Annotated in this window: 9 protein-coding genes; 5 read left to right on the top strand and 4 right to left on the bottom strand. The window is 71.4% G+C overall.

Annotation, left to right across the window (positions count from 1 at the left end; translation table 11 throughout):
- Positions 1 to 42 precede the first annotated feature (42 nt).
- On the top strand, positions 43 to 1,290 hold the full coding sequence (locus tag ACF08M_RS17355) for a cytochrome P450 (RefSeq protein ID WP_392186095.1): 1,248 nt from the start codon (positions 43 to 45) through the stop codon (positions 1,288 to 1,290).
- 496 nt (positions 1,291 to 1,786) lie between these two features.
- On the opposite strand, the gene ACF08M_RS17350 is transcribed toward ACF08M_RS17355, so the two are convergent.
- Both ACF08M_RS17350 and ACF08M_RS17345 read right to left on the bottom strand, forming a co-directional pair.
- Complete coding sequence (locus ACF08M_RS17350; RefSeq protein ID WP_392186094.1) at positions 1,787 to 3,427, bottom strand: ABC transporter permease; 1,641 nt, start codon at positions 3,425 to 3,427, stop codon at positions 1,787 to 1,789.
- On the bottom strand, positions 3,424 to 4,347 hold the full coding sequence (locus ACF08M_RS17345) for an ATP-binding cassette domain-containing protein (protein ID WP_392186093.1): 924 nt from the start codon (positions 4,345 to 4,347) through the stop codon (positions 3,424 to 3,426). The genes ACF08M_RS17350 and ACF08M_RS17345 overlap by 4 nt, the downstream gene beginning before the upstream one ends.
- 101 nt (positions 4,348 to 4,448) lie before the next feature.
- Between ACF08M_RS17345 and ACF08M_RS17340 the strand changes: the two genes are divergently transcribed.
- On the top strand, positions 4,449 to 4,985 hold the full coding sequence (locus ACF08M_RS17340) for a GbsR/MarR family transcriptional regulator (RefSeq protein ID WP_392186092.1): 537 nt from the start codon (positions 4,449 to 4,451) through the stop codon (positions 4,983 to 4,985).
- Positions 4,986 to 5,290: 305 nt separating this feature from the next.
- Here ACF08M_RS17340 and ACF08M_RS17335 read toward each other — a convergent pair whose 3' ends face one another.
- Positions 5,291 to 6,148: a diacylglycerol kinase gene (locus ACF08M_RS17335; RefSeq protein ID WP_392186091.1), complete on the bottom strand. Its 858-nt coding sequence runs from the start codon at positions 6,146 to 6,148 to the stop codon at positions 5,291 to 5,293.
- Between the two features lie 186 nt (positions 6,149 to 6,334).
- On the opposite strand from ACF08M_RS17335, the gene ACF08M_RS17330 reads away from it, so the two are divergent.
- Together ACF08M_RS17330 and ACF08M_RS17325 are read left to right on the top strand one after the other, a co-directional pair.
- Complete coding sequence (locus tag ACF08M_RS17330; protein ID WP_362193217.1) at positions 6,335 to 7,618, top strand: adenylosuccinate synthase; 1,284 nt, start codon at positions 6,335 to 6,337, stop codon at positions 7,616 to 7,618.
- Positions 7,619 to 8,310: 692 nt separating this feature from the next.
- Positions 8,311 to 9,195 (top strand): glycoside hydrolase family 19 protein, encoded by an 885-nt coding sequence (locus ACF08M_RS17325; RefSeq protein WP_392186090.1) that lies wholly within the window; start codon positions 8,311 to 8,313, stop codon positions 9,193 to 9,195.
- A 78-nt stretch (positions 9,196 to 9,273) separates the two neighbouring features.
- Here the strand turns inward: ACF08M_RS17325 and ACF08M_RS17320 are convergent, their stop codons facing one another.
- Positions 9,274 to 10,788, bottom strand: coding sequence for a helix-turn-helix domain-containing protein (locus tag ACF08M_RS17320; RefSeq protein WP_392186089.1), 1,515 nt, complete (start codon positions 10,786 to 10,788; stop codon positions 9,274 to 9,276).
- Positions 10,789 to 11,127: 339 nt separating this feature from the next.
- On the opposite strand from ACF08M_RS17320, the gene dnaN reads away from it, so the two are divergent.
- Positions 11,128 to 12,255 (top strand): DNA polymerase III subunit beta, encoded by a 1,128-nt coding sequence (gene dnaN / locus ACF08M_RS17315; protein WP_392186088.1) that lies wholly within the window; start codon positions 11,128 to 11,130, stop codon positions 12,253 to 12,255.
- Positions 12,256 to 12,391 lie beyond the last annotated feature (136 nt).

The following is a 12,391-nucleotide window of genomic DNA, read 5'->3' as shown; positions in this document are numbered from 1 at the left end:
CGGGTATGGCCGGTGATTGTCCGGTCCGGTTAGCGTCCGTCCATGCACCCGCCTTCACATTCCGCGGCCGACGGCTCCTCCGAGCCCTCCGACACCTTCGACCCCTGGTCTCCGGCGTTCGTCGCCGACCCGTACCCCGCCTACGCCGGGCTGCGTGCCACCGGCCGGGTGCATTACTTCGAGCCCACCGACCAGTGGCTCGTACCGCACTATTCCGACGTGTCGGCCCTGCTGCGCGACCGCCGCCTGGGCCGTACGTATCTGCACCGCTTCACCCACGAGGAGTTCGGCCGCACGCCGCCGCCCGCCGAGCACGAGCCCTTCCACACCCTCAACGGACAAGGGCTCCTCGACCTGGAGGCCCCCGACCACACCCGGATCCGGCGCCTGGTGTCCAAGGCGTTCACCCCGCGTACCGTCGAGCAGCTCGTCCCGACGGTGCGACGGCTGGCCGCCGGACTGGTCGACTCGTTCGTCGAGGCGGGCGGCGGTGATCTGCTCACTTCGGTCGCCGAGCCGCTGCCCGTGGCCGTCATCGCCGAGATGCTCGGCATACCGGAGTCCGACCGCGCCCCGCTGCGGCCCTGGTCGGCGGCGATCTGCGGAATGTTCGAACTCAACCCTTCCGACGAGACCGCCCGTGCCGCGGTCCGTGCCTCGCTCGACTTCTCCGCGTATCTGCGCGAGCTGATCAAGGAACGGCGCAAGAACCCCGGCACGGACCTGATCTCCGCACTCATCGCCGCCCATGACGAGGGGGAGCGGCTGAGCGAACAGGAGATGATCTCCACCTGTGTGCTGCTGCTCAACGCGGGCCACGAGGCGACCGTCAACACCACGGTGAACGGCTGGTGGACGCTGCTGCGCCACCCCGACCAGCTGGCCGCCCTGCGCGCCGATCACGGGCTGCTGCCGACGGCGACCGAGGAGCTGATGCGGTACGACACCCCGCTGCAGATGTTCGAGCGCTGGGTCCTCGACGACATCGAGATCGACGGCACGGTCATTCCGCGCGGCTCCGAGGTGGCCCTGCTCTTCGGTTCCGCCAACCGCGACCCGGTCCGCTTCCCGGCCCCGGACGCCCTGGACCTGGCCCGCCGGGAGAACCCGCACATCACCTTTGGGGCGGGCATCCACTTCTGCCTGGGTGCCCCGCTGGCCCGGGTCGAACTGGCCGCTTCCTTCGGTGAGTTGCTGCGCCGTGCCCCGAACCTGCGGCTGACGGCCGAGCCGGAGTGGAACCCGGGCTACGTGATCAGGGGCCTGAAGGAACTGCGCGTCGAGCTGTGACGGGGTGAGCGGGCGAGGGGGTGGGAAAGAAGGCAGGCGAAGGGGGGTAGGGAAGGGCGCGGCGGGATGGGGCGGGGCGGGACTCAGCACCCCGGCCCGCAGGTCGGCGGGCCCCCCCAGGACGTCGCAAGCGACCCCGAAGCCCGCGAGGGCCGTGAGGAGCACCGCCGCCCCGAGCGCCCGCCGCCACTTTCCCTGCACGAGGGCGAAGAGGGTGACTCCGGCAGCGATGCCGCCCAGGGTCATGACCGGCAGCCCGAGCCGGAGCACGTCCCACTCCACCTCGCCCTCGAAGCCGCCGAAGAGGCCGCGTCGGCCGTAGGGCGCCCAGGCAAGCATCCCGGCGGCTCCACCGGCGGCGGCGACCGCACATCCGGCGGCCTCGCGGATGGCTTCACGTCGGTTCTCCATGATCTGGTCGACGCGAACGCACCACGGGAAGGTTGCATGCCCTGGAAACGGGCCCCGCCACCACCCGGCCTCCCTCTCCGCCTCGTCACGTCAGGACATCGCGTCGCCGCAGCGCCGCAATTCCGGCGCCGACCAGCACCACAGCTGCCGCGACGAGCGCCAGCACCGGCCCCCACTCCATCCCCGTGCTCCCCGGCAGCTTCGGCAGATGCGTGAACGGGGATATGTCCATCACCGGCTGCGGCATATTGACGGCGGGCCCGATCCACCCCAGCGCCAGGCAGGTCCCGGCCACGCCCCAGGACGCCACCGCGGCCTTCGGGAGCGCCCCGTACAGCAGGACCGCCATCCCGCCCAGCAGCCAGATCGCCGGTAGCTGCACCAGCGACGCACCCAGTACGGCGGGGAGTTCATGTCCGAAACCGGCGGCCAGGCCGAGGCCGCCCACCGCCATGATCAGGGCCGCGCCGCCGAACGCGATGACCAGATGGCCGGCCGCCCACTCGATCCGGCTCACTCCGCCCGCCAGCACCGGTTCGGCGCGTCCGGCGGTCTCCTCGCCGTGCAGACGCAGCACCGAGGCGACGATGTACAGCGCCGCGACCATCCCCAGCATGGAGACCATCACCGCGAGGAACGCGTCGGTCAGACCGGCCTGCCCGCCCATCCGCTCGAAGATCTCCCGGGTCTTCGCGTTGTCGCCGACGAGGTCCGCCGCCCCGCCGGTCAGCCCGCCGAAGACCACACCGGCCGCGGCGAAGGACAGCGTCCAGCCGATCAGCGCACCGCGCTGGAGCCGCAGTGCCAGACCGAACGCCGTGGAGATCCGCCCCTGTGCGGGCCCGGGGCGGGTCGCCAGGAAGCTCATGCCGACATCGCGCCGCCCGGCCAGGGCGTACGCGAGGGCCGCCTGGACGGCGACGGCGGCCGCCATGACGAGCAGCACCCACCAGCGTTCGTCCGCGTACGCGCGCACGTTCTCCGCCCAGCCGATGGGGGAGAGCCAGGTCAGTACGGACGAGCCGTCGTCCGTCGCCGAGTCGCCCGCCGCCTTCAGCACGAACGCCCCACCGATCAGCGCGGCCGCGAGTCCCTTGGCGAGCCGTGCGCTCTCGGTGAACTGCGCGGTGATCGCGGCGGTGCAGGCGAACAGCACCCCGATCCCGGCCACCGCCAGGGCGAGCGCCACCGCTCCGGCACCACCGGCGCCGGAGGCGGCCATGCCGGCCGCGATCACCAGCGCCAGCGCGCCGTTGGCGATCAGCGCGGCGAGGAGCGCGGCAGTCAGCGGGGCGCGGCGCCCCACCATGGTGGAGGAGAGCATCTCCTGGCGGCCGGTCTCCTCTTCCTCCCTGGTGTGCCGGATGACGACGATCAGGCTCATCACGGCCGCCAGCGCTCCGCCGAAGCCGACCATCCGCCAGCTGACGAGCCCGCCGACGGAGTCGTCGAAGACCGGCCCGTACAGCGCGCGGAGCGAGCTGTTGCCGTTCATCGATGCGGCGAGTCCGGCGCGTTGGGCGGCGGTGTCGTAGAGCGAGGCGATGGACCCGCCGACGGAGGAGAAGGAGCCGCCGAGCATGATCACCCAGATCGGCATCATGATCCGGTCGCGCCGCAGGGCGAGCCTCAGCAGGGTCCGGGTACCGGCGAGCTGCCCCACCCCGGTGCCGGTCCCGGTCCGGCGCCCCGCACCGGCCGGTGCGGACGTGGTCACGGCAGTCATCGCGCCGCCACCCCCGCGCCCTCGCCGCTGTCCGTCACGTCGGCCGCGTAGTGACGGAGGAAGAGCTCCTCCAGGGTGGGCGGGGTGCTGGTCAGGGTCCGTACCCCCGATGCGGAGAGCGACTTGAGGACGGCGTCCAGTTTGTCCGTGTCGACCTGGAGCGTGACCCGCAGGCCCTGGATGTCGAGGTCGTGGACGCCGGGCAGCCGCGCGAGCCCGTTGGGCGCACCGGCCAGCTCGGCGCTGATGTTCGTACGCGTCAGATGGCGCATGTCCGCCAGCGAACCGGCCTCCACCGTCCGCCCCTGACGGATGATGCTGACCCGGTCGCAGAGCGACTCGACCTCGCTGAGGATGTGGCTGGACAACAGAATCGTCCGCCCGCGCGCACGCTCCTCGGCGACGCAGCTCTGGAAGACCTCCTCCATCAGCGGATCGAGCCCGCTCGTCGGCTCGTCGAAGATCAGCAGATCGACGTCGGAGGCGAATGCGGCGACGAGGGCGACCTTCTGCCGGTTGCCCTTGGAGTACGTACGCCCCTTCTTCGTCGGGTCGAGCTCGAACCGTTCGACGAGGTCGGCGCGCCGGGCCGGGTCCAGGCCGCCGCGCAGCCGCCCGTACAGGTCGATCACCTCGCCGCCGGAGAGGTTGCGCCACAGGGTGACGTCACCCGGGACGTACGCCACGCGTCTGTGGAGCTCCACCGCGTCGTCCCACGGATCGCGGCCGAGCAGCCGGGCCGCGCCGGAGTCGGCCCGCAGCAGACCCAGCAGCACCCGGATGGTGGTGGACTTCCCGGATCCGTTGGGCCCGAGGAAGCCGTGGACCTCACCTGCCTCGACCGTGAGGTCGAGACCGTCCAGTGCGTGCGTCCGACCGAACGACTTGTGCAGCCCGGCCACCGTGATTGCCTTCGTCATGATTCTGAAGCTACGCTACTTTCACAAAATTGTGAAGTTAAGGAAGCGTATAAAGTTGGGGACACGGCGGGGGCCAGGGAATCAGGGGAGACGATCGGGCAATGGCCAGCGGAATCCAACAGAACACGCGTGACGAGCGTGACGCGGAAGCCGTGTCGCGGTTCGTGGAGCGGTTCGCGTCCGAGATGACCGAGGCGGGAATGCAGCGGATGGCGTCCCGCGTCTTCGCCGCGCTCCTCGCGGACGACGACGGGTCCATGACCTCCGCGGAGCTCGCCATGGCGTTGCAGATCAGCCCGGCGGCCGTGTCCGGCGCGATCAATTACCTCAGCCAGGTCAGCATGGTCGGCCGCGAACGCGACCCGGGCTCGCGCCGGGACCGCTACCGCCTGCACGACGAGGTCTGGTACACCACCTTCGCCAGCCGCGACCGGGTGCTCACCCGCTGGGAGAGCACCCTCAAGGAAGGCGCCCGCACCCTGGGCGAGCACACCCCGGCAGGCGCCCGGCTCGCCGAGACGGCGGCGTTCTTCGAGTTCGTGCAGGAGGAGCTGGGCGGGATGATGGAACGCTGGCGCGAGCACCGCAAGACGCTCGGCCTTCCGACGGCCGACGGGCGCCGGGCCACGAGCACCTGAAGAGGTTCCGCCGTGCCGGTCGGCGCGGGCAGCCCGCCCAGGGGCACTTGTCCGGTCCCGGCGGCAGCAGCCGCAGCAGCCCCTCCGGCGCAGCGTCGCCGTCGGTACCTCCGGCCGGATCCTCGTCCGCCCTCTCCTCCGGGAAGAGCACGAGCAGGGGTGCGGCACTCGCGTTGTACGCGTCGCACAGCAGGGCGTACCGCCGGGTCCGTGGTTCCGGAGCGGCACCGGCACGGGCCGGCAGACGCGCCGGCGGGATGCCCGAGCTGAACATCCGCCGCCCCCACCCGGCCCCGCGCCGGAGGTTACCCGTCGGCCACCGGCAGCATCAGCCCCCAGGCCCCGGCCCGTACCGTCCATGTCCTCGTCCGGACCGGGCCGCCGATGTGTATGTCCGCCCGGTAGCGGAAGTCCGCGCCCGAGACCGTGACGGCCTTCGCCTCCGCCGTCACCGGTTCACCGGACGGAAGGCGGACCGCCACCTCCGCGAGGCCCCCGTCGCCGCCCTGCGAGGTGACGGTCACCGACTCGACCGGGCGGTCCAGGTCGTTGAGCAGGACACCGTCCGTCTCGACCCGAAGCCGGTGGGTGCGCGGTGGGGCGGGGGACGACGGCGGGGTGGGGTGCACCAGGGTGCGGACCAGGGAGCGGCAGGTGTCCCAGACCGTGGTGCCCCCCGTACGGACCGCCGCCGCGTCGGGCAGCGTGTTCAGGGCCGGGATGCGCAGCGCACCCAGGACGACGCCGTCGCTGTCGTCGACCAGCAGGTCGAGCTTGCGCACGGTCCCGTCCAGCGCGGTGCGCGCCGCCGCCACCGCGCCCGGGGGCACGCCGAGCGAATGGGCGAGTTCCAGCGCGGCCCCGGCGCCGACCGGGACCAGCGCGAGCGCGCTCTCGGCGGACTCCCGCTCCCGGTGCAGCAGGGCCACCGCCCGCCGCAGCGCCCGGTCGTCACCGACCACCACCGGCCGCCGACTGCCCCGGCGGGACAAGGCCCGCGCGAATTCCTCGGGGCCGTCGGGCAGACAGATCTTGGCGTGCGAACCGGCGCTGAGCACGTCCTTCGCGATGCGGACGGATTCGCCGTCGGTCCGGCGGGCTACCGGGTCGATGACCACCAGCAGCTGGTGCGCATCGTCGCCGGGGGGCTGGGCAGCCGACACCTCGGTCCTTCCTCGGGTAGCATCTTGGTGCAAGAGCCCCTTGCGCTATTGCGCCAGGGGCTTCGTCTATTCCGGGGCACCCGGTTCGACGGTTCAGGCCTTGTCGTACATCGTCGTACGGCATGTACGACGTTTACGTACGCCCCCTGACCTTGGACATGCCCCGCCCGGAAGGGGTGTACGCCTGTGCCCGCACTTGTGCTGCTCGGTGCTCAGTGGGGTGACGAGGGCAAGGGAAAGGCCACCGACCTCCTCGGTGGATCCGTGGACTATGTGGTGCGCTACCAAGGTGGCAACAACGCCGGCCACACGGTGGTCGTCGGTGATCAGAAGTACGCACTTCATCTCCTCCCCTCCGGAATCCTTTCGCCGGGGTGTACCCCGGTCATCGGAAACGGTGTCGTCGTCGACCCGGCCGTCCTGCTGTCCGAGCTGAGTGGGCTCAACGACCGCGGCGTGGACACGTCCAAGCTGCTGATCAGCGGCAATGCCCATTTGATCACCCCGTACAACGTCACCGTCGACAAGGTGACGGAACGGTTCCTCGGGAAGCGCAAGATCGGTACGACGGGCCGCGGCATCGGCCCGACGTACGCCGACAAGATCAACCGTGTGGGCATCCGCGTCCAGGACCTCTACGACGAGTCGATCCTGGAACAGAAGGTCGAGGCGGCCCTGGAGCAGAAGAACCAGCTCCTCGCCAAGGTCTTCAACCGGCGCGCCATCGAGTCCGGCAAGATCGTCGAGGAGATGCTCCAGTACGCGGAGCAGATCAAGCCGTACGTCGCCGACACGACGCTGGTCCTGAACAACGCCATCGACGCGGGCAAGGTCGTCCTCTTCGAGGGCGGTCAGGGCACGCTGCTCGACGTCGACCACGGCACGTACCCCTTCGTCACCTCCTCGAACCCGACCGCGGGCGGTGCCTGCACCGGTGCCGGGGTGGGCCCGACGAAGATCAGCCGGGTCATCGGCATCCTCAAGGCATACACCACCCGTGTCGGCGCGGGCCCGTTCCCGACGGAGCTGCTCGACGAGGACGGCGAGGCGCTGCGCCGGATCGGCGGCGAGCGCGGTGTCACCACCGGCCGCGACCGTCGCTGCGGCTGGTTCGACGCGGTCATCGCGCGGTACGCGACCCGGGTCAACGGTCTCACCGACTTCTTCCTCACCAAGCTGGACGTGCTGACCGGCTGGGAGCAGATCCCGGTGTGCGTCGCGTACGAGATCGACGGCAAGCGCGTCGAGGAGCTCCCGTACAGCCAGACCGACTTCCACCACGCGAAGCCGGTCTACGAGATGCTGCCGGGCTGGTCCGAGGACATCACGAAGGCCAAGACCTTCGCCGATCTGCCGAAGAACGCGCAGGCGTACGTGAAGGCGCTGGAGGAGATGTCCGGCGCCCCGATCTCCGCGATCGGTGTCGGCCCCGGCCGCACCGAGACCATCGAGATCAACTCCTTCCTCTAGGGCCTGTCGTCCGGATCACGCCGGGCTCACGGGTTCCGGCCCGATCCAGACGAAAGTCCCTGGGAGCGGCGAACGCGCGGAGAGGGCCGGGACGGTGCGTCCCGGCCCTCTCCGCGTTCCGGCTGGCCCGTGTCCGGCCGGCCCGTGTCCGGCCGGGGCGCCTGTGCGGGCGGGGTCTCGGACTTTGTCGTCAGCGAGGCGCTGCGGGCTTCGGCGAGACGATCCGCTCGCTCAACGGCGCCCTGGAGTGCGACGGCGGCAACCCCGGCTCGGTCGCGGCCCGGGTCGCCACGTACGAGCGGATCACCGCCGCCCTCGGTACGGCACCAGGCTCCCGGCTGTCCTGCTGACGGCCGGAGGGCCTCTCGCCGGCATGCGCCGGGGCGTGCCGGCGCATGCCGGGGCATGCGGCCGGTCCGGCGTTCCGCATGCTGGACGGGCCCGAGGTTTTCCTCCGGGTCCGTCCGTCGCGTGGTCCGTGATCCGGATGAACTCTGTCCGGTATTTCACCTGTTGGCAGCGGACGGGGAGGCACCGATGTGTCGCGGGCCCGCCCGTGGGCACTCATTCGGAGAACCTTCCCATGTTGGTCTGGACCTTGACAGGTCCAGACCAGCGGCGCTTGAGTGACCGTCAACCCCCCCATGGCGGCGCACCGTCCGGCGCGGTGCGCCGCACCGAAGGAGTGACACATGATCAGACGCATCATGGGCCTGCTGACCGCGCTCGGCGCGGTCGTCGCGATGGTCGTCATGCTCCCCGCCACCACCGCCGCGGCAGCCGACTGCGCGGCGCCCTGGAATTCCTCCTCCGTCTACACCGGCGGTGGTTCGGCCTCCTACAACGGGCACAATTGGACCGCCAAGTGGTGGACCCAGAACGAGACCCCCGGCAGCTCCGACGTCTGGGCGGACCAGGGCAGTTGCGGCGGTGGCGGTACGGACCCGGGCACCCCGTCCGGCTTCGTCGTCAGCGAGGCGCAGTTCAACCAGATGTTCCCGAACCGGAACCCGTTCTACACGTACGACGGGCTGACCGCGGCCCTGAGCGCCTACCCGGGCTTCGCGAACACCGGCAGCGACACCGTCAAGCGCCAGGAGGCTGCGGCGTTCCTCGCCAACGTCAGCCACGAGACGGGCGGTCTGGTGTACGTGGTCGAGCAGAACACGTCCAACTACCCGCACTACTGCGACAGCAGCCAGCCCTACGGCTGCCCGGCCGGACAGGCCGCGTACTACGGCCGCGGCCCGATCCAGCTCAGCTGGAACTTCAACTACAAGGCCGCCGGTGATGCCCTCGGCATCGACCTGCTGGGCAACCCGTACCTGGTCGAGCAGAACGCCTCGGTCGCCTGGAAGACCGGCCTCTGGTACTGGAACACCCAGAACGGCCCCGGCACGATGACCGCCCACAACGCCATGGTGAACGGTGCGGGCTTCGGCGAGACCATCCGCTCCATCAACGGCAGCCTGGAGTGCAACGGCGGGAACCCCGGCCAGGTCCAGAGCCGTATCGACCGCTACCAGGCGTTCGTCCAGATCCTCGGCACCACTCCCGGCTCCAACCTGAGCTGCTGAGGCCCTAGCCCGTTGTCCGACGGACCCCCACCCGACGGGGGCGTGCCCGGCCCCGGCCGGACACGCCCCCGTTCCGGTTCACCGGGCGGCGCCGGCTCCCGCGACATCCAGGGCGCGGAAGGCCAGCCACAGGTCGTAACGCGCGCTCGGTGCCCGCAGCAGCGAGCGCTGAAGCATCGATTCGAGGCGCGTGAGACGCTTGCGGGCCCCCGGCACCGAAATGCCCAAGGCGGCCGCGGTAGGGGTCAGTTGGGCCTCGCATTCCAGCCAGATGCGGAGCGTCGCCCGCGGGACGGCGGTGCTCCCGCCGGCGTCCCGCGCGGTGAGCGGGTGCAACTGCTGGGCCGCCCACTCCTGGACGGCCGGTCCGCGCAGGATGTCGTCCAGCAGGCGGGGCGGTTCGGGCACCGCCTGTCCCGGACGGACCGCCCGGGACACGGTGGGCGTGGCACGGATGCGCAGGGCCAGGTCGAGGGTGGCCTGGTCGGCGACTCGGTTCAGGTCGAGGCCGAGCAGTTCGCCGATCAGCCGGAGCCGTGCGGTCAGGGTGTTCCGGTGGATCTTCAGGTGCTGGGTCGCGTACGAGGAGAACGCGAGCCAGGAGGCCAGGGTCGCCGCGAGTTCCTGGCTGCCCGGGTCATGGCTGCGCCGCGGCAGGTACGTGAGCAACGGGTTCAGCAGCGCGTCCGCCCATCGCGCGCCGGACGCACCGACGACCAGGGCGGCTTCCGGCGCCGAGCCGAACCCGGCGTGCCGGGTGGGCAGTCCGCGGGCCACGGCCAGGGCGTGGAACGCCTGGCGGTACCCGGTCGCCGTGTCGGACAGCGGTACGTCCTCGCTCGCCCCCACGACACACTCGTCCACCACGTCGGCGACCCGGCGGCCGAGCGGCCGTCCGGCCGCGTCCGGATCGGCCGGCACGACGAGGATCAGATGGCGTGCGTACACCGGGCACCGCACGATCCAGGACCGGCCGCCGGAGAGCTCCGTGCAGATCCGTGCCACCTCGTCGCGGCGGCCGGCCGGGCACTCCACGACGCACACCCGGACGGGGTCGGGCAGCGTGGGTTTCAACGCCCCCGCCACCTGATGCGCGATGGACAGCTGGCCGGTCATGAGCAGATGCAGCACCGCTTCCCGGTTCCGCGACTCCGCCAGGTCGACGCGGCGGCGCTTGCGTTCCACGGTCTCCGCCGTCCAGCACATGGCGAGCGGCATCGCGGCATCGGCGAGCAGCGCGCCGAGTCCGTCCGGCAGCGGGCGCGGGGCCACGACGGCCAGGACCGGGGGAGCGGCGTCGGGCGGCCCGTCCAGCGGGAACAGCAGCACGGTGTGCGGACCCCGGTCGAACGAGAAGGAGCGTGCGCCGAGCGATGCCAGTTCCCTGGCGCTTTCGGTGGCCAGCGCGGCGGCATCGGCGCCCGTACGGTCCGGGGTCCGTGCCACGCCGTGCAGGACGGTGCCGTCTCCGTCGAGCAGCCCGGCCCAGCCCTCGGCCCGGCCGGACACCCAGCGCAGCAGTTCCTGCGTGCCACCGGACCGGGCCAGCCGATACAACTGCAGTACGTCGTCGGCCCGTTCCCGCGCGTGCACGCATCCTCCGCTTCCGCGCTCCTGCGCTCCGCCCAAGCCCTGCCCAAAAAACCGGAATGCATCGTACCGATGTGGCTGTGCGGACTGATACCTCCGGCGGCCCACGCAGTGCGAACTGAATCTTTCTGCCGAGTACCCGACGTCCTAGAGTTCGAACCCGGTTGCGGGGTCCTTCTGGGGAGGGGCAACGGGGACGGCGGCAGCGGCTCACGGGGGTGGCCGCTGCCGCCGCCCGCAACCGGTTCTCTTCTCCCGCTGTCAGTGGCGGCCCCTACCGTCGGATCACGATCAGGAACACGTTCACGATCACGATCCGAGACGACCGGGAGAAGCCGCCGCATGGAATTCCGCATCGAGCGCAGCGCACTGAACGACGCCGTGGCCTGGGCGGCCCGGGTGCTGCCCACCCGCTCGCCCGTTCCCGTGCTGGGCGGGCTGTTGCTGGAAGGGGCCGAGGGGCGGCTGCGCATCTCGGGCCTCGACTACGAGGCGTCCGCGTGCATCGAGGTGGAGGCGGAGACCGTACGGGCCGGGAAGGTGCTGGTCATGGGCCGGCGGCTGCTCGATGTCTGCCGGGTGCTGCCCGAGGGTGCGGTGGAGTGCGCGGTCGAGGGCTCACGGTTCTCGCTGACGAGCGGCGGCGCCCGATTCGGGCTCTCGGTGCTCCCGTTCGACGACTATCCGGCGCTCCCGTCACTGCCGGAGGTGCTCGGCGCCGTGGACACGGAGGAGTTCGCCGCGGCCGTCGCCCATGTCGCGGTGGCGGCGGGCCGGGACGACACGCTGCCGACCCTGACCGGTATCAGGCTGGCGCTCGACGGCGACACGATGACCCTCGCCGCGACGGACCGCTACCGGTTCGCGGTGCGCGCGCTCACGTGGAAGCCCGGGAGGGACGGCGTCTCGGCCGATGTGGTGGTCTCCGCCCGCAGGCTGACCGAGATCGCCCGCTCCTTCGGCCGGGCCGGAATGGCCCGACTCGCGCTGGACGCCGGCTCGATCGGTTTCGAACTGGCCGGGATGCGCACCACGGTGCGCCTGCTGGACGGCCGACTGCCGCGCCACGACAAGCTGTTCGCCCTGCCGGACGCCGTACACGCGGTCACCGACCGGCTGTCCCTGGTCGAGGCGGTCAAGCGTGTCGCCGTGGTCGCGGAGGGCGGCAGCCCGCTCCAACTGACGTTCTCCGGCGAGTCGGTGCTGCTGCAGGCGGGGTACGAGGACGATGTCGCCTCCCAGCGTTTGCCCGCCGAGCTGGAGGGCACCGACGGGCTGACGGTCGCCTTCAACCCCTCGTACCTGATGGACGCCCTGGCCTCCTTCGACGCCCCCGTGGTCAGGTTCGAGCTCCTGGGCCCCGGGCAGCGTGCGATGGTCACCGGATGGGGATCCCGGGAGGACGCGGCGGACGAGGCCACGCGCCCCGCCCACCAGCATCTGCTGATGTCGGCCAGGCCCCTGGTCTAGGGTTTCTCGTTCGGATCACGCCGGGCAGCGGAAGCGGGTCCCGAGGATCGCGTCGAGTACGTCGCGGTCGAGGCTGCCCCTGTGCACGGAGACGGCGGTGGCAGGTGCGTGCGGTCTCCGGCAGTTGCCGGTCGCC

Origin of the sequence: Streptomyces sp. NPDC015032 (genome assembly GCF_043080425.1) — a bacterium.
GTDB lineage: Bacteria > Actinomycetota > Actinomycetes > Streptomycetales > Streptomycetaceae > Streptomyces.
Note: the sequence above shows the minus strand (reverse complement) of the source record. Positions and strands in the feature narration are given on the sequence as shown.